Here is a 20150-nt window from a genome sequence, read left to right as displayed (position 1 = left end):
GTTTCTTCCCCCCATTATTTGTTTCGCTTATTCAATGGATTAAGAGGTTGGCTGGGCTTTGATTTAATCTCTTCTTTACTCACTTTTACACGAGTCTTATTTTTTGGTTGAAACATTTTCGGCCTTTTTGGCATCCACCAAAACGGAAAGCGAATCACACTGTCCTTCATTCCTTGTGTATTCCAAGGAGAGGTTGGACTAAGATAAGGAACACCGAATGACTTCAGAGAGAGCATGTGATTTAAGACCATAATCAATCCAACCATTAGTCCATATAATCCGAATAGTCCAGCGAGAATCGCTAATGGAAAACGGAGTAATCGCAAGGCAAATGCTGCACTATAAACCGGAGTTGCAAACGAAGCAATCGTTGTAACCGCTATGACTACGACTGTGATTGGACTTGATAGGCCTGCTTGCACCGCGGCATCACCAACAATTAAAACACCGACAATCGATAAAGCATTCCCGATCTGTTTTGGTAACCGTACAGTGGCTTCCCGTAATATTTCCATTGCTACTTCCAAGAGTAGCACCTCAATGACAGCAGGGTACGGAACCCCCGATCTTCCTCCTGCGACAGCGACCGCAAAATCAGTTGGTAATAATTCTGGATTAAAGGAAATAAAAGAGACATATAAACCTGGAACAATTAGGGAAAAGACAAGGGCAAACATGCGAATAAATCGTTGAAAACTCCCCATCGCAAAACGGGTCGAATAATCTTCTGTTGCCTGATAGAACTGGTTAAATACAGCAGGCACTAACATAGCGAAGGGAGAGCCATCGACAAGAATGGCGACCCTTCCCTCGATTAAATTTCCAACCGCACTGTCTGGCCGTTCCGTTAATAAAGTTTGAGTAAAGGGAGTATAATGATTATCTTCAATATATTGCTCGATATAGCCAACATCTAAGACGGCATCGATATCGATCTTCTTTAGGCGTTTTTCTACTTCATCAACTAGAGCTTGATCGCTTATTCCTTTTAAATAACAAATCGCGACTTTAGATTTCGTTAGCCTTCCAACCTTTAGCGACTTTACACAAAAATCTGCTGTCGGTAATCGATAGCGTAACAAGCCAATATTCGTTCCTAATCGTTCAATAAAGCCTTCCCTGGGTCCAATAATGACTTGTTCTGTTTCAGGCTGAGAGACAGCTCTTTTTTCAATATAACGTGTGTCAATATGAATAGCTTCATAAGCACTGTCTATTGCAAGGATCGTTTCTCCTGCTAAAATGGCGTCCACTAGCTTTACTAGATGTGATTCCTTTCCAAGTTGCCCATGATAGATAATTTGCTCCGATAATGTTGAAAGAAGTGCAGCTGGTTCAAGTTCCTTGATATCTATCTGGGTAGGCAATTCCATTAGAGGCTTTAACAGTTCATGGTTAATGGTTTGTTGTTCAACGAGGTTGGAAATATAAAATAAAGCAGCCGAATGTGTCCCATAGATGGAAAAACGACGAATAATCAGATCATCATTATCTCCTAATAATGATTTGATAAAAGCAATCGTATCATCTAAGTTTCCATTTATCTCATCATCCTTATACTGCTCAATGCGAGAGTGAGGAATATTTACATGCGTTTTTTTCTCTTTTTTTCTTTTTCGTTTCCAAAGCGACATAGACATTCCTTCTATCTCCTTGTGATTATTAAGTCTATTGTCAGTATGTGCAGTGGAAGGGTAAATATGTAAGCTGATCTTTCGAAATAGAAGATCATTCAAGTGAGGTAAGTGTGATATAAGGCTATTAGTTATGAAATAAATGAAGATAAGGAAGTAAAAGATAGATATTATCCTACAATATCATTTATACTGTATATATATTTTTAAGAGGATGCTTAGAGAAGTCTGGTTAAATTAGCTTCTTTGAACACATATTTAAAAAGGAAAGGTTGATGTCTTATGACACAGTCTAGTTCGGTAAAATTAACGTCTTTATCTTCAAAAGGAGGATGTGGTTGTAAGATTGGTCCTACGGATTTGTCAGAGGTGATTCGTATGCTGCCACCTGCCAAGCATGATCCGAATTTGCTGGTTGGCCTTGATACGAGTGATGATGCCGGGGTCTACCGACTCACGGATGACTTAGCGATCGTTCAAACATTAGACTTTTTTACACCTATTGTTGATGATCCTTATGCCTTTGGACAAGTCGCAGCTACCAATGCGATTAGTGACATCTACGCGATGGGAGGGACACCTATCACTGCGTTAAATATTGTTGCATTCCCCATCGCGACATTAGAAAAAGAGATTTTGGCTGATATTTTAAAGGGAGCGGCAGATAAGCTTCAGGAAGCAGGCGTCACTTTAGTTGGAGGTCATTCAATCGATGATCAAGAGCCGAAGTTTGGCCTCGCCGTGACAGGAACCGTCCACCCGGATAAGATTAGAACGAATGCTGGCGCTCAAGCAGGAGACCGATTAATTTTAACCAAGCCAATTGGAGTAGGGATTCTATCGTCTTCTTTGAAAAAGGGCTTATTGAAAGAGGAAGAAATCACTAATCTAACAAATGTAATGACGACTTTGAATAAGACAGCGGCAGAGACAATGGCTCATTATGATATTCATGCTTGTACAGATGTTACAGGTTTTGGATTACTCGGCCATGCTTCAGAGATGGCAAAAGGAAGTGCAGTAGGCTTGCATATTAAAAAGAGCCAAGTACCTGTGCTGAAACGAGTGAGAGAATTGGCTGAACAGGGCGTGATACCTGGTGGTACGAAAAACAATTTTTCCCACTTAGAAGGATCAGTTACCTTTCCAGAGTCAATGGATCAGGTAGATCAATGGATTTTGTGTGATGCAGTCACTTCTGGTGGGCTACTTATTAGTGTAGCGCATGATGATTCAGAGGCATTATTAGCAGACTTACAACAAAATGGGGTAGAGGCTTCCCTAATTGGTGAGGTTGTGGCGGATCATACAGGACACGTGATCATAGACTTTTAAATGATTGAACAAAGAGAGAAAGGGTGAGCTGTCCGCACGAAATGTGATCAGGTTGGTTACATTTTATGGAAATGGGGATAATAGGCAAAATGCTATCAAAATTTCGATCCCAAAAAAGGACACCGATATGAAAAACAGTTTAAATATTTATAGGAAAGATTTAAAAAATATTGTCACCAATTGGGCTGCCATGATCCTTATTGGTGGGCTTGCCATTTTGCCTTCATTATATGCATGGTTCAATATTGCCGCTATGTGGGATCCGTATTCTAATACGGGGAATCTTCCCATCGGGATTGTTAACGAGGATAAAGGGGCAACCGTTCGCGATCAAGAGATTAATGCAGGGAAAGAAGTCGTTGACAATCTTAAGGATAATAAAAATATGCAATGGCATTTTACCAATCGAAAAGATGCCATGGATAAAGTGGAATATGGAGATTATTTTGCGATTGTCATTATTCCTGAAGACTTCTCGGAAAAGTTAGGAACCGTACTATCAGATGAGCCTAAGAAGGCCCAGATGGAGTATTATGTCAATGAAAAGTTAAATGCTGTTTCACCGAAAATAACCGAAAAAGGCGCATCTGTTATAGCGGATGAAGTGAGTAGTAAATTTGTTTCAACAGTCAATGGAATTATTTTTGACCTATTTAATAATTTAGGTATTGAATTAGAGGGTAATTTACCGGATATTGAGAAGTTTGAGGATTATATTTTTACCCTAGAGGAAAATCTTCCGGAAATTCATAGAATGTTGAACGAGTCGTTAGGTGATGCGAATTCTGCTGGGGACATTCTGAATAAGACGCAAGGAGCGCTCCCTGAAGCAAAGGAATATACAAATACTGGTTTAACGACGATTAATCAGACCTTGGGCTATATGAATGAAGCGGAAGAGCGTTTAAATTCGATCGCACCGAAAGTGAAAGAGAATGTCGCAAAGGTCCAATCGATCACTGATCAAATCAATCAGCTTTTAGATAAAGCTAAAGAAAGCAAGATTGATATCAATGAAGGAAAAAAAGTGCAGGAAAATATAGAACAACAGCTTGATAATGCGATTGCCACGTTGAATACAGTTGAGAAGGCTTTACAGCAGTTACAGGATACCAATGCTCAACTACCTCCACCATCTGATTCTGATGAAGAGGCAGAGGAAGGGCAGCCATCCGATCAACTTTCGCAGGAACAAATAGATCAAGCAATTTCCCAAACAGCCGAACTGCGACAATCATTGGAACAATTACGTACTGATGTTAATCAAATGGATCAATTCTTAAATAATACAGAAGCCGCTAGTAAAGTAGTCGATCAAATTCATCAAGCTGCAGCAGATACAAACATTAAGCTGGACGAATTTGTGAAAGAATATCAAAATAATATTGAGCCGACGATTTTAGAAGAAGTAGGAAAAGCCAAAGGCACATTAACCGGAGCTAAAGGAATTTTGGAAGAAATTCAATCGACCTTGCCAGAAGTGGAAAGGGTGTTGAATAGTACTCAAAAGAACTTAAAAGAAGGAAAAGGCATGCTTGAATATGCCTCCGGTGAATTCCCATATGTCAACGATAAGGTAAAACAATTAGCGGATAAGATTCGAGAGGTGCAAAAGGATACAGATATTAATGAAATTATCCAGTTATTGCGCAATGATCCTTCCGCGGAACAAAGCTTTTTTGAAGAACCAGTATTGTTGAACCAAAATGAATTGTTTCCAATCGAAAATTATGGAACAGGCATGACACCGTTCTATACTGTATTAGCTGGGTGGGTAGGAGCATTATTACTTATTTCCTTGCTAGCAGTAGATGTGCATAATGAGGGTTTATACACTGGGAGACAAATTTACTTTGGACGCTTTTTCACATTCTGGACGATTGGTATTGTGCAAACGATAGTGGTGACGTTGGGAGACTTATTTCTGATTGGCGTGAATGCCAAGCATCCTGTTTGGCTTGTCTTATTCGGTCTCCTCGTTAGTTCAGTCTTTATTTTAATCGTGTATTCTCTTGTCTCGGTATTTGGAAATGTTGGAAAGGCATTGGCCATTGTGTTGCTTGTCTTACAAATTTCGGGATCAGGCGGGACATACCCTGTTGAGCTGTTGCCTAAGTTTTTCCAAGTTATTAACCCCTATTTGCCGTTCACTTATGCGGTTGATTTAATGCGTGAAGCTGTAGGTGGAATTGTTTGGGGAAGGGCGTTAAGAGATATTGGTGTACTTGTCCTTTGCGGAGTGCTTGCGATCATCTTTGGAGCATTCTTAAAAGAGCCCATTAATAAGAAGACTAAAAAATTCCTAGAGAAATCAAAGGAATCGGGACTAGTCCACTAAGAGTAGGATATATGTAAGGGAGAGAGGTAAAAATCATGCATCGAAACATAACGATTGAGGAATTGCTGAAGTTAGCAAATCAGAATAAAGTGACGATGATTGATGTCCGCTCACCGTCAGAATTCCAAAATGCTACGATTCCAGGTAGCATTAACATCCCTTTCTTTACAGATCAAGAAAGGGCTGAGGTAGGCACATTATATAAACAGGTGAGTCCAGAGGCTGCACAAGAGCGGGGGTTAGAAATAATCTCCGCAAAGCTCCCTGCATTTGTTCAGAGCTTTAAAGAGATTGAGGGTGAAAAGGCTGTATTTTGCTGGCGTGGAGGCATGCGCAGCAAAACCACGGCTACGGTACTTGAATTGATGAAGATCCATGTATTGCGCTTGGAAGAAGGATTCAGGTCCTACCGTAAATGGGTTGTAGAGCGATTAGAGACAATCGATTTTACTCCACATGCTTATATTTTAGATGGAAATACAGGTATAGGGAAAACAGTCATTCTTCGGGAACTTCAAAAAGAGGGATTTCCGGTGATTGACCTAGAAAAGTTAGCTAATCACCGCGGGTCCATCTTTGGTGGAATTGGTCTTGAACCGCATAATCAAAAGGTGTTCGACTCTTTGTTAGTACAGAGGATGGACCAACTAAAAGACTCATCCTCTGTTTTGCTTGAGGGGGAGAGTAGAAGGGTTGGGAAGGCCCTTTTACCTCCTGTTATAGAAGCATTAAAAGATAAAGGTACCCATATTTTCATTAACCTGCCGATAGAAGAAAGAATTCAAACGATATTAGATGATTATCAGCCCTGGGAGCACCAGCAAGAGTGCATAGAAGCATTTCAGCGTATAAAAGCGAGGATTCATACACCTATAGCGGAAGAAGTGGAACAAGCTTTACAAAATGAGAACTATTCCTTGGTCGTCCGTCGGTTACTAGAATACTATTATGATCCTCGTTATCAACATGCAGCTGAACAATACCCGGAAGCACAAAAGATCACGATCCATGTGAAGAATATTGAAGAGGCAAAAGAAAAGATTCAGCAAATCGTCAGCAAACAGCGGATTTCCCATAGTGGGTAATCCGCTGTTTTAAGTTAGGATATCGTAAACTTAGGCCAACAGGAAGTTAGTCAGAACAGCGTTGCGCCAGGACGGCGCGAACTTAGGCCAACAGGAAGTTGGTCAGAACAGCGTTGCGCCAGGATGGCGCGAACTTAGCTGTTCATCCTTTCTCATCCTTTCCTATCCTTTCCTATCCTTTTTCATCCTTATCAGGCTCCAAGCTTGTCCAGCCTTCGTTAAACAAATTGAACCTGTACTCCGATTTCCTCCCATGCCCGCAAGTCTAACTCCTCTGCCTCTTTTCCGGTAATAATATTATGGATGTGATTAGAGCTCGCAACTTTATGCAAGGAGACACTGCCTATTTTTGTATGATCTGCTACAACAATGACTTGCTTCGATGCTCGAATCATCCCTCGCTTTGCTGATACAAGGGATTCATCAAAATGGGTAAGGCCTTTTTGATGATGCAGAGCGGGAGTGCCGATAAAAGCTTTATGGACATGTAATGTTTGCAGTACTTCATCGGTAATCATCCCATTTAGCATATAACTATCTGGGAATAAGATTCCGCCTGTCACAATGACTTTAATAGAGGGAGCCGATCGAAGGATCGCGGCAATATTAATATCATTCGTGATGACAGTTAGATTTCTTTTGTTCGTAATTGATTTTGCGATATGAACAGTAGTTGTTCCAGAATCAAGAATAATATTTTCTCCATCTTCAACCATTTGTGCGGCCGATTGTCCGATTCGTATCTTTTCCTCAAGCTGAGCGGATTCTCGTTCTTGGAAGGGAGGTTCGGAGTGAACTTCCTCCTCCATAATGACGCCTCCATGTGTCCTTTTTAAATGTCCCTCTTTCACAAGTGTGTTTAAATCTCTTCGAATTGTGGCTTCATGAACTTGGAAATGCTCTGCTAAAGCAGATACAGTAGCTACACTGTGTTCTTTAAGATATTGCAAAATATTTTGATGCCTTTCTAATGGTAGCATTGCCTTTCCTCCCAATCTCAGGGTTCTTCCTTTTATCATAAACAAAAACGAATGAACATAAAAGTGAAACCTCAATCAGTGGGAAGAAAGAAAATCCCCACTGATTGAAGGTTCACTTTATTGATAAAAGAGAAAAAGAACTATACGGCTTTTATTTGCTTTATTGTGTTGATATTTTTGTTTTTTATGAATATAATGTACAAAAGTAAACAAAAATGAACAACCAGGAGGGATACTTTTGAATTTAATTGATTCAAAGGCTTATAGATTAACAGAGCCAGGTGAGATTACGGAGGTGATGCTTCAACATGAACTTTCCAATGGCTATGTGGTAATTAAACCAGTCCTAGCTAGTGTATGTCATGCAGATCTTCGTTATTATACGGGACAAAGGAGAAAAAATGCCTTGAAGGAAAAACTGCCAATGGCTTTATTCCATGAAGGGATTGGGGAAGTTGTGCTCTCAAGAGATGATTCTTTGCAAGTCGGTCAAAGGGTTGTTATTGTCCCTACCATTCCAGGCCGACTCTTACATGAGCAGGAATCAGAGGAAACCGAGAGATCTATAGGTGATAATTATTCCAAAAATGGCGTTTTCCTTGGAAGCGGTTACGATGGAATTGGGCAAAGCCAATTGATTTTACCAGCGGAAAATGCTATTCCGATTCCTAGAGAGGTACCGGATCGCATTGCCTTGCTTGCTGAATTAAACTCTGTATCTCTGCATGCACTTCGTTATGTTCAAGACGTGCTGCACGAAGGAAGAGTAGCCGTATTTGGAGATGGACCAGTAGGGTATTTAACCGCCGCTATGCTTCATTATATTTTTAAAATTCCAAAGGAAAGACTAATCGTTTTCGGAGCTGTAGCGGAGAAGCTAGAACAATTTGGGTTTGCTAGTACGTATCTTGTTCATCATTTCGATTTTAAACAATATCCAAAAGTGACAACTGTTATTGAATGTACAGGAGGTCGGTTTAGTGAACAGGCGATCAATCAAGCGATCGATTTAATTGAACCACAAGGAAAGATGGTCCTATTGGGTGTAACAGAAGAAAAAGTTCCGATCAATACGAGAGATCTTTTAGAAAAGGGATTGACCTTGTATGGGAGCTCTAGAAGTACAGCAAAAGATTTTCAGCAACTGATGGAGGCTTTTCGAAATTATGAGTACCAACAAGCTTTGAGGAAGCTATTACCGGAAAAAGACTATCTTATTCGGCATGCAGAGGATATGAAAAAAATGATGGATGAAACCGCAGAACATAAAGGTTGGAAAAAAACTGTTATGGCTTTTGAGTGGTAGCCTTCCTCTATAATAAGAAAGGACCATGCAATCTAATCATTGGATGGTCCTTTCTGTAAGAAAAATACAAAGAAGGTTTAACTTAAGAATACTCTCTTATTTTGTTACCATAGCGATTAAATCATCAATAGTTCCAATGCATTTCTCAACTTCAGATAGATGGTAAAAGGTACTGGTAGTTTCGAAATTATTTACTTCGTCATTTGGGGAATAGAGGAGTATTCTTTTTCTTTGTCCAAGTGCAATACCGAATTCAATATGACTACTTTTCCCTGCTGGTAATAACACAATAATAAAATCCGCTTCCATCACAGCGTCTCTTTCTTGGCATCCTATTTCTTTTAGGTCCTCAAAAGTTGATGCTCTGATGTTTTTTGTCCAATCATATGTTTGAATATACCCTTTACTCTTTAACTCATTACTAACATAACGAACTGTATCAATATTTATAAAGCTGGATGCAATATAAAATTTCTTCATCATTAACAAGCTCCTTGTTAAGTTGGACTGCCAGGGGCATCTTCAAGTAGACATATATATTGTAAATCATCCATTAGATTCAATAAAGAGAGAGAAAGAATTAAAACGAACAACTGATGTGAAATTGCTGGATTGGAGGACATGCAAAAATGCAACCTGGTGTAACATTAGGAGGTAATGTTATGGTAGCATCAGGAGACGCTGCAACAAAAATCATTCGGTGATAATGTATTGCTGGCAGAAGTTCCAGTCAGAAACGTAAAAAACTTTGGAAGGAAAGTCCGTCCTGATCTTTGAGTTAAAAGACATAAAGAGGGATTTAGTTCATTCTTGAGAGGCATTGTTGAAGAGACTTATACCCAAGGAAAATTAAGGTTAATTCTGATATCCTAGGGTAATTAAAATAGGTTTTTTGTATATGGTACATTGCAGATAAGGAGAATTTTATGAAAATTCAAATGGAATTTCTAATGCGCTTTTTAGCTTATCCTGTTTTTTTTCTAATCATGGTTACACTTCTTTGTGTAATAAGGGGAAACTGGGAAGACCTTCATAAAACCGTTGGCATACTTCTAGCCTACTATATTCTTATGTCTATTTGGTTTTATTTTGATTTGAAAAAATGGAGTAAAAAGAAATAGCTTCTAGTAGGATTTACTAGTTTTCTAAAAACGGAGAAGGTGGGATTCGAACCCACGCGACAGTTGCCCGTCCTAACGCATTTCGAGTGCGTCCCCTTCAGCCGGACTTGGGTACTTCTCCAATCCAATGAATGGTGCTGGCGAACCTCCGACCTCATCATTATGAGTGAGTGTATGCGCCAATCAACGTGATTTATTTTACTACTAAATACATTACTTGGCAACACATTCATAATAAATTGACAACAACTGAAAACAATAGATAATTTGGCCACCGCCATCAAGTTGTCGAGAAGCTTAATAATGAAGCATCTAGTTGTTGTCAGTTCATTTGCTTCGTATCCATATAGTAAGGCTATCTTTTCTATATAAATCATAAATAACTTAACGGACCATTAAGATATTAGCGTTTAGTGTTGTGTTTTTAAACTTTACTTGCGAAACAACATCAATCATGATAAAATGCAAATGTCAGAATATTCAGCATGAGTGCAAGTTGGACTAAAATGACTGAACTAAAAAATAAAACCATTATGGAGGTATATAGTTATGCGGCAATTTAAAAGAACTGGAGAGGAAATAAATATGATAAATGAAAAGAGGAAATTACTGAATGAAAATTTTAAATATAGGGATCCTTGCACATGTCGATGCAGGGAAGACGACCCTTACTGAAAATATTCTATATGAAACAAAGGTTATAAATGAGCTGGGAAGAGTGGATAAAGGCAATACTCAGACGGACTCTATGGACCTGGAGCGGAGAAGAGGCATCACAATTAAAGCCTCGACGGTATCTTTCACCATCCAGGATCTTAAGGTGAATCTAATAGATACACCGGGGCATGCTGATTTCATATCAGAGGTGGAGCGATCTATTAGCATCCTTGACGGCGCAATACTCGTGATCTCAGCCGTTGAAGGGATACAGGCGCAAACCAAGATCCTGATGAACAGTCTGATGAAGCTAAAGATACCTACTCTGCTGTTTATTAATAAGATCGATAGAAGTGGGGCCGATTCTTCTAAAGTTATCCAAAGCATTGAGGAGAAATTAACTAATCGTGCTATCCCATTATATATGGGAGTAAACGAAGGAACGGATACTGCTCAAGCTGAAAGTTATGATTTCGGAAGTGAAGCGTTTGTAGAAAAATGCATTGATGTACTATCGATGAATAACGAAGCGCTGCTTGAGGATTATGTTAACGGAAAAGTGCAGACTAAGGCAACTTTAAGGCATGAGATTAGTCAACAGTCGAAAGAGGGAAAGGTTTTCCCAGTATTCATTGGATCAGCGGTAAAAGGTATCGGTGTCAAAGCGCTGATTGATAGTTTAGAAGCTTTCCTTCCTGTAAATTGTAGTCGGGATACAGCAGGAGATCCTCAACCTCTTTCTGCGGTGGTTTTTAAGATAGAGAGAGAGCATACGGGAGAAAAGAAAGCATATGTCAGGGTGTTCTCAGGTGTACTTCGGGTTAGAGAGGAAGTCCTTGTAAGCAGGAGAAATAGTGAGGGTGAGCTAGAGCCATCTACAGATAAGGCCAAAATGCTTAACGCGCTTCGAGATGGCAAGACGCTTCATGCAGAAAAGATTGAAGCGGGTGACATCGGGATTATTCATGGCCTTAAATCCCTTAAAATCGGTGATGTCCTTGGAGAATGGTCGGATAGAATTAGAAATGTCTCTTTTGCTGAGCCAAATATGGAGACAAGGATAGAGGCCCTTCATAGTGAAGATACTCAAAAATTGTTTGAAGTGCTGACTTCTATGGCAGAGGAAGACCCGCTTATTAAGATATCAAGGGATGATTTTAATCGAGAAATCTATATCTCGCTTTTCGGTGAAGTACAGAAGGAAGTCATTAAAACGGTACTTCAGGAGCAAGAGAATATAGAGGTTGGTTTTTCTGAAACGAGGATCATATGTATGGAGAAGCCTGAGGCTGTTGGAAGTGCGGTCGAGGTTATGGGAAGTAAAGGAAATCCATTTTATGCAACGGTAGGATTTAGAGTTGAACCTAGTGAGCAAAATAGTGGGATCATTTATAAGCTCGATGTGGAACTAGGCTCCCTCCCCTTATCGTTCCAAAAAGCGATAGAGGATACAGTGTATCATGTATTGAAACAGGGGTTATATGGTTGGGAAGTGACGGACGTCATCATAACGTTGACACACACTGCTTATGCTAGCCCCGTAAGCACAGCGGGGGATTTTAGAAACTTAACGCCGCTTGTTCTGATGGAGGCCTTGTCAAAGGCTGGTACAGAGGTTTATGAACCCATTAATAGCTTTGAACTTAGAGTGCCTGCACAAGCTTTAAGTAAGGCCATATTTAATCTTTCAACAATGAAGGCAGATTTTAATGAGCCTGCATTAAAGAATGAAACAGTTCTCCTAACAGGAAGCATACCGGTCGCAACAACAGAACCATTTAAGGTCGGTCTTCACTCCTATACGGAGGGGGAGGGCATCTTTATCGCTAGGCCGTCTGGCTATAAAAAAATTGATGGTGAGATACCAACAAGAAAGCGAAGCGACTATAATCCCCTGAATAAAAAAGAATATTTGATGCATGTGCAGAATGCTGTGAGAAAATAGAAGTTTGCCAGAGTTGGTTCGATTTGAACAATAGCCTGGTATTAAGTGTGAATAGAGAAAGCCGCATTTTTATGAATAAATGCGGCTTTTTTATGATGGAAATTCCCAACATTGTAAAGGTGATTTCCTGATCGCTTGAGTTCACTCAGCTTAAAAGGCTGCTGCCATTAGATAAAGAAATCCTTAGTTCTTTGGTTTTGAATTTCTTAATATTATAAAAACGACCAATACAACAAAAGCGATTATTATAAAAATACCAGGTCCAAATACCATGTTTAACCCTCCCTTTTCATTATATATCAGATACCTCAATAGTAGTTTTTCCGGACACAACTCTAGTCTTAATAGTCGTCTATGACTCCACCTTAAAGTTTTTGAGTATATTTTTGCTATTATTTGGAATTACCAAGTAAATCCATATGTCTATATACAAAGACGTGGAATATGTTAATATCGCTTCACTTTTTTAAAATTTAGGATCCTATGATCACACTGGAAGCTGGTAAGGGATTCGGGCCGACGTGGGGGTTGTGAGTGTCGATTAAGAAGAATCTATAAAAAAAGCGAACCCCTAAAATTTCGAGGTTCGCATGATATCAACGTTTATTGGCTATGCTGGCGAGAGGGTTCGAACCTCCGACCTCATCATTACGAGTGATGTGCACTACCAACTGTGCTACGCCAGCACTAAATCCTAGAACATATTAAATAATAATACTTTTTTTCGAGAATTTCAATAAAAAAGCCGGTAGGCAGGTTTTACCAGTACTTGAAGGATTTTGACACAAATTTACCAGCAAAATGCCGGCAAATTTGCTAAACTGTTTAGCGATTTATCGGTCGTACATATTTTCTTTTCAGAAACAATGATGCCTGCCCAATAAAGATGCCAAATAGTACAACGATGACACCAACCCATTGTATCGATGTCACTGTTTCATGCAGGACAAAGGTTGAGAGAACAATAGCAGTGGGTAATTCTGCGGCTGAAAGAATTGTACCAAGCCCTGGTCCAACATGAGGCATTCCGATTGAAAATAGTAATGGTGGTAACATCACTCCGAAAAAGCCAAGTAAAAGCCCATATGGTGCTAGACCAAGCAGGATTTCTCCATGGAAGATAAAAGCTGGTGGAAATAAAATGAACACCGTGCATAAAGCCCCCGTCGATAGTAGTGCACTTTTGAAAATTGGGTGTAGCTGGTTTCCTACAGCCCCACTGACCAAAATAAAAGCAGAAAATGAACAGGCGGCTAGCATGCCCCATCCCAAGCCGATCCAAGACAGTTCTTTTCCACCACTAGCAAGAAGCCCCGTGGCGAGGACTGAACCAAAAAGTAAAATAATAATAGAGATTAATTTATTTCGATTTGGCTTTACTTTATAGATGATCCATTCAAGCACTGTTCCAATCCAGACAAATTGAAATAGAAAAATAATGGCGAGAGAGGCGTCCACTGTTTGTAGGGATTTATAGTAAAAGATTCCCGTTAAACCCATTGGAATCCCTGAAATGATTATTTTCATTGTTTGCTTGAAAGATAAATGAGTTTTCTTCTTTTTTATAAATAGAACGAGCACCCAAGTAAGGATTGTGCCGAATAAGTATTGTCCCCCAGAAACTTCTGCCATGGTGAAGCCAGCTGCATAAGCTAATTTTACAAAAGTCGATAAGACCCCATAACAACATCCACCGAAAAAGACTAGGAGTGCATAATGCCATGCTTTCATTCCCATCACTCCTTTTAAAAAATCATAACCAACATCCATTATAAACATTTTTGCGGATAAAATCACATTCATTTGCATGATTAAGATTATCTTCTATTGCTTACACTTTGCAAGATTTGTCATTATCCACTCTATTATTATCATAAAGGAGTCGATTTGTTCTTTTACATCTCCAACGAATACTGTTTTCAATAGTGAGTCTAGGTTAGGAGGGTGTCTTTTTAAGTTGTTAATATGTGCCCAAACTGCTCCTGAAGGAGGCATAGGTTGATGATTTATTGCCCATAGACCTTCTAACATCACCCATGTCGATGTATTGATGACATACGACGCCTTAAAATGATCCTCTTCTTGATTCGCCGCACTAATCTTATGGTATGAACTTTTTAGCCAATGTAAAATTGCATTTGTCTGGTGCTCGGAAATTTTGTAGGAATTATACTTTTCAAGGGCAATCCTTTTTAATTCAATGAACTGTCCCTTTTTGTCATATATAACTTTCCCATCCAAGTATGAATAAATCTCCATTGGATTTTTTTCTAGTTTTACTTGAGCTTGTTTGAAGTTTGTATATTTGTATTCAATTAATATATTGCCCTTTACTTCTGTTTGGAATGGTTGGCTATGTTCGTTTTCGAGGAGGAACAATAAGTCTAAATCTGATTCCGGATAGGCATCCCCCCTTGCAACTGAACCAATAAGCATGAAGCCAATGCATTCATGTTTAGGTTGGTATTCTTTCAATATCTCTTTTACCAATTTTTTGTGGGAACTGTATTGAATAAATTCTAATTGATCCATAAAATACCTCCAATATAGATGCTCCTTTTATAATAACTTTGACAGATGTTTAATTTCTGCTTCGGATAGGCATTGAGTTGGATCTACCTTTGTTTCCATTATCTTTTTCACTTTCAAAGGCCTATGTATAAGCCACTCCACCCCTGCTTCCATCGTTGTATTAGGATGAGGGAAGATGTCAGTTGGGGTGAGAGGCTCGTCAATGATATAGAGATACCCGGCCATGGAGCCATTATGGAAAAAACCTCCTTGATCATCCATAGAAACTACCGTGGGTTTATGTGAGAATATTTTAGCAATTTCACTGTTTTGTGTAATTGTACTACCTTCAAGTAATTCCGTAAGTATGATCGGGGATCCGTGAAACCACGGTTTGCTTTTATCCCAATTCATATGAACACCTCCTTCTATTCAATTCACGACTAGAGGCCATAATTCCTGCCAAAAAAAGGGATGCCCAACAGTAGAATGAGGTTTAAAAAACAGTTCCTGAAGGCATCCTTTGTTTTGATATTATTTGCTTTTTTTGAGACGGGTATCCAAAACTTTCCATCCAATTCCTCCTTCCAAATTAAATTATAGTAAACAATAAGACGGTAATCCTTGCAATTTATGCACGGAAATATCAAGCCGAACTCGGCGATAACTTTCGCTTTTAAAAATCTTCTCTAGCTTTCTAAAGAATACCTTCTTACCTTATCCAACCCTTTTTATCACGAATTATAGACAGTAGTACCCACACTGATTGAAGTTTTACTATATTTATTTCCCATTGCAGGGTTTAAAATTGTTTTTTCGTCTATATAAATATCTAAGAAGACAATGATCATTTCATTAGGCACTGTTTGGTAGCCTATATTTGAAAATAGAGAAAGGGATGGAAGTGAATGAAAAAAATATTGTTTTTCCCCTTATTAACAATGCCGTCTGGGCACCATCAAGTAGCAGAAACGATGATCAGTTATTTACAAAAGAGAAATAAAGCGATGCTTTGTAAAAAAATTGATTTATTAAGCGCTTGGAATCCCGTGCTTGAAAGCATGGTAACAAAAACGTATTTGGGGTGGATTCACTTCTTTCCAAAAAGCTATGCATGGACATATAAAAAAATGGCCCATAGCTCACAAACAGAGCATGATTATAAAAAGTATTATGACCATCTATTTTTAAAGAAAATGAAGGCAATTCTTTTGCTGGAGAAACCTGATCTCATTATTTGCACTCATGCGTTTCCTTCACATCTTTTAAGTATTTTAAAAAAGGATCATCAATTAACGATTCCAGTTATGAATGTATATACAGATTTTTTTATTAATGATGTGTGGGGAATAGAAGGGATTGATTATCATTTAGTATCGAATTCTGCGATGAAGCAGCAATTATTAGCTTCAAATCATGTATCAGAAAGCAGGGTTTGGATTACGGGGATTCCTATCGGGGAACAATTTAGTAAAAGAAAGAATAAAATGCTTGCCAATCAGCAAAAATGGAAAGTGCTCATTTCAGGAGGAAGTGTGGGACTTGGAGGAATTCTGAGTTTACTAAAGTTAGCAAGCCCGAATGGAGAGGGAAAGATCATATATTATGTACTATGCGGTAAAAATAAAAGGTTGTTTCAACAACTTCAGAAATTAGATAGGAATAATGTTCAGCCTATTCCTTATATCTCCGACAAAGCAAAAATGAATGCCCTATATGAACGTGTTGATGCGATTATTACAAAGCCCGGTGGTGTTACGATCAGTGAATCATTGAGGAAGGGTCTGCCGATTTTTATCCATTCAGCCTTACCAGGGCAAGAAGAAATTAATTTACAGCTTTTAAAGGATAGGAAGTTGATTCTGGAATTAAATCCTGCACAACCTTTGGATACATCAATTCTATCTTTCTTCCAGGATACATCCTTAATGGCGCAAATTCAGCATTCCATTCACCGCTATCTCAATGAAATAGAGGTTGGATATCCCTCTGATATTGTTCGGTTAATTCATTATATCCTGCATCCTGATCAGAAGAATGCTATACAGAATACAAAAATAGCGGTTGAAAATCCTGAATAGCAGAAGGAAGGAATACATTCATGATTCAACAGTTTTTAGAATGGCTCCAAACTTTGGGAATACCTGGATTATTTTTCGTTATGTTTTTAGAAGGTTCATCTTTACCATTCCCCGGTTTAATACTTGTCCTCTCTTATGGATATATCCTAGCGCCTAGCTATATTCAGATCGTTTTTATTGCTTTCGGGATGAGCTTTTCATATACTTTGGCTAGCTTAATGCCCTATTATGTAGGGAAAAAGCTGGGTGGACATTTTCCTAAGCGATTTAGAAAAGGATTAGAAAAGGGAGCAGCCTATTTTAATCGTTACGGTATTTGGAGTGTTACTCTATCACGTCCCTTTGGCATTGGAAATTATATATCTTATATCGCCGGAATGAGCAAGGTTCAATTATATAAGTATATAATATTGACTTTTATAGGAATTTACCCATGGTCTTATGTTATGATTTTTCTAGGGAATTATTTTAAAGGGAATTATCAAGCCTTTCAACAGTTTTTTGAATCATACAGCTTCTATGGCTATGGTATCATCATAATCGGAATAGCCATTATAGGTTTGATTACATATACAAGAATAACCCACAGAAAAAGGGATTTTTCGAGAAGGAAAGAGGGAGGAGAAGAAAGTTGAAACAAACAGGACTTTCACTAGGAGGAGGTTCTTTACGGGGAGTCGCTCATATTGGTGCTTTAAAGGAACTGGTGGACCAAGGGATTTCGATTACTCATATTGCCGGCACTAGTGCAGGGGCCGTTGTGGGCGGTCTTTATGCTTGTGGGGTTCAACCGGAGATGATGAAAAATATCGTGCAACAATTATCCGTTCGTCGTTATCTTGATTTTGCTCTTAACCGAAAAGGAATGTTAAAAGGGGATCGGATTTATCAAAGCTTACTAAATTGGACGGAAGGAAGGCATTTTTCGGATTTAGACATCCCATTTGCGGTTATCTGTGTTGATTTGATCTCAGGTGAGATGATGGTCATTGATTCAGGAGAGGTAGCTATGGCGATACGGGCAAGCATGTCGATCCCCGGTATATTTTCTCCAGTTGAGATGAATGATCGATTACTCGTGGATGGCTATGTTCTAAATAATAATCCGGCTGATATTGTTCGTAAAATGGGCGCTAAAAATGTAACATCTGTTAGAGTGCGCAGCACAAATCCACACTACCCTACCAATCTTTTGTCTGTTGTGAATCGTTATATTGATATAGCGAGTCAAAAAAATACAGATCGGTGTTTGGAACAGTATACAGATCTATTAATTGATATTGATTTACAAGATATTGGTCGATTTGCTGTTAAATCGTTAGAGCGTTCCATCACGCTGGGCCAATACGAAACAAAGAAAATATTGCGCCATCATGAAGATAAAATGAATCGAGAGAATGTTATTTATATGGATGATTGGTTGAATAGACGGCAGGGATGATGGCTAGTACGAATCAGCGGACAGTATGCCAACTGAAGATATAGACGAGGCTGGGGTATAATTAAAATTCACAGACGAACAATGCATTAGGGGGGCGACTAGTGACGATCACGTCATGTGACCAACGCTGATACTTAGAACATCATGTTCGTCGAAAAGGCATCGGTGAGATCCCGCAAAGGCTAAGTACGCACCATCCTGTATGAAATTCACTTGCACTAGTACGACCATGCCTTCGTGATCTACATCCTGTAGGGCTGAGGAAGCTCACCAACCGCCTGTGGAAAGCGAGTATATTTCCGAAGCGGGTGATATGGCACCCTAGTAGTTCGTTTTTTCCCCAGCCTCATTATATTTATCATCTTGATGAAGGACGTCTTTTAATTCATCCTCTACGGTAGAATCAGCTAATTTGACATTTGAGCGATAGGCGGCCCGAATGATAAGATGGCCGGCGACAGGGGAAGTTAGAAAGACAAAGACAATCCCCAATATGAGGCGAATATTGACGAGAGATTCGGTAAACAAAAAGTATAGAAACGCCCCTACTAAAGTGAGAAGGACGGCTAAGGTAGAGCTTTTCGTGGCAGCATGTGAACGGGTATAAACATCTGGAAACCGAATAATGCCAATAGCACTAATTACGCTAATAATACTTCCAATCAGCATCAGGAAAACCGTTATAAACTCACTTATCTCGTTTCCGTTCAATGATAACACCTCTTACAATAAATTTTGAAAAGGCAATCGTACTAATAAAGGATAAGATCCCGAGTACGAGGATTACCTCTAAAAAGGACTTCGTTTTAAGAGCGATGGATATGACAGCTATGACAGCAATTAGGTTTACACCAATCATATCAAGAGCAATCACTCGGTCTGGAATTGAAGGACCTTTAATAATCCGATACAGAGCAATGGCAATGGCGATTCCGAATAATGAGAGTGTTGTAAATAACATGATTTTGATCATTAGCGTGTCACCTCCATGATAGCTTTTTCAAATTTTCCTAAGGAACGTAGAAGAAAATCCTTATATCTTTCAATATCTAAAGCATGGATATAAAGTGTATCTCCTTCTGGAGAGACCTCCATAACGACAGATCCAGGAGTCAAGGTGAGGAGCATGGAAAGTGTCGTGACTTCCCAATCACTTTTCAAGGCTGTTTTATAAGTGAAAATTCCTGGTTGAATATCAATTTTCGGACTTAATATATGCCTCATAACAAGAAAGGCTGATTGAAACAATTCGGAGTTAAAAATAAAAAATAGTTTTAATACATAATAAAATCTTTGTAAATAAAATTGCTTTTTAAAGAAGCGCTGCATCAGAAACACGATGACAATTCCGACTAGATACCCAGCAAAAAATGTGGATAAATGTAATTCATCTTCATCTGTCAGTAGCATCCAGAGAAAGGCAATAAATAAATTCATAATAAATTGAGCGGGCATATTGCTTCACCTCATTTTTAAAGAAAGTATAAACATGGTTAGTGTTTAGATCTAGTCAGCGCCTAGCCTCTCAAGGCTCGCAGGATGCGAGTCCATCGGCGAAGACATGCGGACGTGGCGACCTTAGCCGATGTTCCACGAAATAACCTGAGCCAATGAAAGACAAAGAACGCCTTTCTTTGTCTCAGAACATTTGCTTGTCGAAGGTAGCGGGCGCCTTGCGCTTTTGTTGTTGTTAAGGAAACTATAAAATTCTTGGCT

General features: G+C 39.0%; 18 protein-coding genes and 2 tRNA genes. 9 read left to right on the top strand and 11 right to left on the bottom strand.

The window, feature by feature from the left end:
• Positions 1-14: 14 nt before the first annotated feature.
• Positions 15-1634, bottom strand: coding sequence for a spore germination protein (locus KI375_RS12370; RefSeq protein ID WP_212973808.1), 1620 nt, complete (start codon positions 1632-1634; stop codon positions 15-17).
• Between the two features lie 282 nt (positions 1635-1916).
• Between KI375_RS12370 and selD the strand changes: the two genes are divergently transcribed.
• The 3 genes from selD to mnmH all read left to right on the top strand — a co-directional run bounded on the left by selD (position 1917) and on the right by mnmH (position 6392).
• Complete coding sequence (selD, locus tag KI375_RS12365) at positions 1917-2969, top strand: selenide, water dikinase SelD (protein ID WP_212973807.1); 1053 nt, start codon at positions 1917-1919, stop codon at positions 2967-2969.
• 127 nt (positions 2970-3096) lie between these two features.
• Positions 3097-5307: a YhgE/Pip domain-containing protein gene (locus KI375_RS12360; protein ID WP_212973806.1), complete on the top strand. Its 2211-nt coding sequence runs from the start codon at positions 3097-3099 to the stop codon at positions 5305-5307.
• A 35-nt stretch (positions 5308-5342) separates the two neighbouring features.
• On the top strand, positions 5343-6392 hold the full coding sequence (mnmH, locus tag KI375_RS12355; protein WP_212973805.1) for a tRNA 2-selenouridine(34) synthase MnmH: 1050 nt from the start codon (positions 5343-5345) through the stop codon (positions 6390-6392).
• Positions 6393-6610: 218 nt separating this feature from the next.
• Here the strand turns inward: mnmH and KI375_RS12350 are convergent, their stop codons facing one another.
• On the bottom strand, positions 6611-7372 hold the full coding sequence (locus KI375_RS12350) for a DeoR/GlpR family DNA-binding transcription regulator (RefSeq protein WP_212973804.1): 762 nt from the start codon (positions 7370-7372) through the stop codon (positions 6611-6613).
• Positions 7373-7670: 298 nt separating this feature from the next.
• Between KI375_RS12350 and KI375_RS12345 the strand changes: the two genes are divergently transcribed.
• Positions 7671-8678 carry a zinc-binding dehydrogenase gene (locus KI375_RS12345; protein WP_212973967.1) on the top strand — a complete coding sequence of 336 codons (1008 nt, stop codon included), beginning with the start codon at positions 7671-7673 and terminating at the stop codon, positions 8676-8678.
• Between the two features lie 96 nt (positions 8679-8774).
• On the opposite strand, the gene KI375_RS12340 is transcribed toward KI375_RS12345, so the two are convergent.
• The gene (locus KI375_RS12340; protein WP_212973966.1) at positions 8775-9158 is read right to left on the bottom strand and encodes a group-specific protein; all 384 of its coding nucleotides are present in this window, start codon (positions 9156-9158) and stop codon (positions 8775-8777) included.
• Positions 9159-9604: 446 nt separating this feature from the next.
• Here KI375_RS12340 and KI375_RS12335 point away from each other — a divergent pair, with 446 nt between their 5' ends.
• Positions 9605-9799 (top strand): hypothetical protein, encoded by a 195-nt coding sequence (locus tag KI375_RS12335; RefSeq protein WP_212973803.1) that lies wholly within the window; start codon positions 9605-9607, stop codon positions 9797-9799.
• Positions 9800-9830: 31 nt separating this feature from the next.
• On the opposite strand, the gene KI375_RS12330 is transcribed toward KI375_RS12335, so the two are convergent.
• Positions 9831-9920 (bottom strand) — tRNA-Ser (locus KI375_RS12330).
• Positions 9921-10412: 492 nt separating this feature from the next.
• Here KI375_RS12330 and KI375_RS12325 point away from each other — a divergent pair.
• Complete coding sequence (locus KI375_RS12325; RefSeq protein ID WP_212973802.1) at positions 10413-12401, top strand: elongation factor G; 1989 nt, start codon at positions 10413-10415, stop codon at positions 12399-12401.
• Between the two features lie 613 nt (positions 12402-13014).
• Here KI375_RS12325 and KI375_RS12320 read toward each other — a convergent pair.
• From KI375_RS12320 to KI375_RS12305, 4 genes are all read right to left on the bottom strand, one after another.
• Positions 13015-13087, bottom strand: a tRNA-Thr gene (locus KI375_RS12320).
• 139 nt (positions 13088-13226) lie between these two features.
• On the bottom strand, positions 13227-14132 hold the full coding sequence (locus KI375_RS12315; RefSeq protein ID WP_212973965.1) for an EamA family transporter: 906 nt from the start codon (positions 14130-14132) through the stop codon (positions 13227-13229).
• A 93-nt stretch (positions 14133-14225) separates the two neighbouring features.
• Positions 14226-14933 carry a nucleotidyltransferase domain-containing protein gene (locus KI375_RS12310; RefSeq protein ID WP_212973801.1) on the bottom strand — a complete coding sequence of 236 codons (708 nt, stop codon included), beginning with the start codon at positions 14931-14933 and terminating at the stop codon, positions 14226-14228.
• A gap of 27 nt (positions 14934-14960) precedes the next feature.
• Positions 14961-15326 (bottom strand): hypothetical protein, encoded by a 366-nt coding sequence (locus tag KI375_RS12305; RefSeq protein WP_212973800.1) that lies wholly within the window; start codon positions 15324-15326, stop codon positions 14961-14963.
• A 494-nt stretch (positions 15327-15820) separates the two neighbouring features.
• On the opposite strand from KI375_RS12305, the gene KI375_RS12300 reads away from it, so the two are divergent.
• Genes KI375_RS12300 through KI375_RS12290 form a run of 3 tightly spaced genes read left to right on the top strand, consistent with a single transcriptional unit; the run spans position 15821 to position 18434 of the window.
• Entirely contained in the window at positions 15821-16993 is a 1173-nt protein-coding gene (locus KI375_RS12300) for an MGDG synthase family glycosyltransferase (protein WP_212973799.1), read from the top strand.
• 20 nt (positions 16994-17013) lie between these two features.
• Positions 17014-17628, top strand: coding sequence for a DedA family protein (locus KI375_RS12295; protein ID WP_212973798.1), 615 nt, complete (start codon positions 17014-17016; stop codon positions 17626-17628).
• Positions 17625-18434: a patatin-like phospholipase family protein gene (locus tag KI375_RS12290; RefSeq protein ID WP_212973797.1), complete on the top strand. Its 810-nt coding sequence runs from the start codon at positions 17625-17627 to the stop codon at positions 18432-18434. Before KI375_RS12295 ends, KI375_RS12290 begins: the two co-directional genes overlap by 4 nt.
• Positions 18435-18755: 321 nt before the next feature.
• Here KI375_RS12290 and KI375_RS12285 read toward each other — a convergent pair whose 3' ends face one another.
• The 3 genes from KI375_RS12285 to KI375_RS12275 are packed head-to-tail and all read right to left on the bottom strand — an operon-like array spanning position 18756 to position 19889.
• Positions 18756-19145 (bottom strand): Na+/H+ antiporter subunit G, encoded by a 390-nt coding sequence (locus KI375_RS12285; protein WP_212973796.1) that lies wholly within the window; start codon positions 19143-19145, stop codon positions 18756-18758.
• On the bottom strand, positions 19123-19407 hold the full coding sequence (locus KI375_RS12280) for a Na(+)/H(+) antiporter subunit F1 (protein ID WP_212973795.1): 285 nt from the start codon (positions 19405-19407) through the stop codon (positions 19123-19125). The genes KI375_RS12285 and KI375_RS12280 overlap by 23 nt, the downstream gene beginning before the upstream one ends.
• Positions 19407-19889, bottom strand: a complete 483-nt coding sequence (locus KI375_RS12275; RefSeq protein WP_212973794.1) for a Na+/H+ antiporter subunit E — start codon at positions 19887-19889, stop codon at positions 19407-19409. Before KI375_RS12275 ends, KI375_RS12280 begins: the two co-directional genes overlap by 1 nt.
• Positions 19890-20150 lie beyond the last annotated feature (261 nt).

It is taken from the genome of Bacillus sp. J14TS2 (assembly GCF_018333015.1).
In the GTDB taxonomy this organism is placed as follows: domain Bacteria; phylum Bacillota; class Bacilli; order Bacillales; family Bacillaceae_C; genus Lederbergia.
Note: the sequence above shows the minus strand (reverse complement) of the source record. Positions and strands in the feature narration are given on the sequence as shown.

What these genes read in the sequence shown, in the direction of transcription:
- KI375_RS12370 (WP_212973808.1), bottom strand. Translation starts at nt 1,634, where the DNA reads ATGTCGCTTTGGAAACGAAAAAGAAAAAAAGAGAAAAAAACGCATGTA.
- KI375_RS12310 (WP_212973801.1), bottom strand. Translation starts at nt 14,933, where the DNA reads ATGGATCAATTAGAATTTATTCAATACAGTTCCCACAAAAAATTGGTA.
- KI375_RS12300 (WP_212973799.1), top strand. Translation starts at nt 15,821, where the DNA reads ATGAAAAAAATATTGTTTTTCCCCTTATTAACAATGCCGTCTGGGCAC.
- selD (WP_212973807.1), top strand. Translation starts at nt 1,917, where the DNA reads ATGACACAGTCTAGTTCGGTAAAATTAACGTCTTTATCTTCAAAAGGA.
- KI375_RS12295 (WP_212973798.1), top strand. Translation starts at nt 17,014, where the DNA reads ATGATTCAACAGTTTTTAGAATGGCTCCAAACTTTGGGAATACCTGGA.
- KI375_RS12345 (WP_212973967.1), top strand. Translation starts at nt 7,671, where the DNA reads ATGCTTCAACATGAACTTTCCAATGGCTATGTGGTAATTAAACCAGTC.
- KI375_RS12340 (WP_212973966.1), bottom strand. Translation starts at nt 9,158, where the DNA reads ATGAAGAAATTTTATATTGCATCCAGCTTTATAAATATTGATACAGTT.
- KI375_RS12275 (WP_212973794.1), bottom strand. Translation starts at nt 19,889, where the DNA reads ATGCCCGCTCAATTTATTATGAATTTATTTATTGCCTTTCTCTGGATG.
- KI375_RS12335 (WP_212973803.1), top strand. Translation starts at nt 9,605, where the DNA reads ATGAAAATTCAAATGGAATTTCTAATGCGCTTTTTAGCTTATCCTGTT.
- KI375_RS12350 (WP_212973804.1), bottom strand. Translation starts at nt 7,372, where the DNA reads ATGCTACCATTAGAAAGGCATCAAAATATTTTGCAATATCTTAAAGAA.
- KI375_RS12360 (WP_212973806.1), top strand. Translation starts at nt 3,097, where the DNA reads ATGAAAAACAGTTTAAATATTTATAGGAAAGATTTAAAAAATATTGTC.
- KI375_RS12315 (WP_212973965.1), bottom strand. Translation starts at nt 14,132, where the DNA reads ATGAAAGCATGGCATTATGCACTCCTAGTCTTTTTCGGTGGATGTTGT.
- KI375_RS12305 (WP_212973800.1), bottom strand. Translation starts at nt 15,326, where the DNA reads ATGAATTGGGATAAAAGCAAACCGTGGTTTCACGGATCCCCGATCATA.
- KI375_RS12325 (WP_212973802.1), top strand. Translation starts at nt 10,413, where the DNA reads ATGAAAATTTTAAATATAGGGATCCTTGCACATGTCGATGCAGGGAAG.
- mnmH (WP_212973805.1), top strand. Translation starts at nt 5,343, where the DNA reads ATGCATCGAAACATAACGATTGAGGAATTGCTGAAGTTAGCAAATCAG.
- KI375_RS12280 (WP_212973795.1), bottom strand. Translation starts at nt 19,407, where the DNA reads ATGATCAAAATCATGTTATTTACAACACTCTCATTATTCGGAATCGCC.